Source organism: Streptomyces sp. MBT65 (genome assembly GCF_016612545.1).
Lineage (GTDB): Bacteria > Actinomycetota > Actinomycetes > Streptomycetales > Streptomycetaceae > Streptomyces.
This window is the reverse complement of record NZ_JAENRY010000821.1, coordinates 1-332: the sequence shown is the minus strand read 5'-3', so window position 1 is coordinate 332 and position 332 is coordinate 1. Positions and strand designations below refer to the sequence as shown.

1 pseudogene is annotated in these 332 nt (G+C 74.1%); it reads left to right on the top strand.

Going from position 1 to position 332, the window contains the following annotated elements:
- Nucleotides 1-332, top strand: a pseudogene (locus JHN63_RS52255) (serine/threonine protein kinase); the annotation flags it as partial.

Sequence of the window (332 nt, the reverse complement as noted above, 5' to 3'; positions counted from 1 at the left end):
GGCATCAGCTCCGCAGGCTGCGGCCCCGCAGAGTACGGCGCCGCAGCCGCCGAACCCGCGGATGGCCGTGCCGGTGCAGGTGCCGCATCCGGACAATCCGTACGCGACGCCCGCCCCCGCCACGGACTCCGTCCCGACGCCGGACCCCGGCACGGGGCGGCTCATAGCCGGTCGGTACCGGCTGCTCGGCAAGCTCGGGCACGGCGGGATGGGCACGGTGTGGCGCGCGAAGGACGAGACGGTGGACCGCGAGGTCGCCGTGAAGGAACCACGCGTCCCGGACCATCTTCCCGAACGCGAACGGTCCAACGCCTTCGAGCGGATGCGCCGCG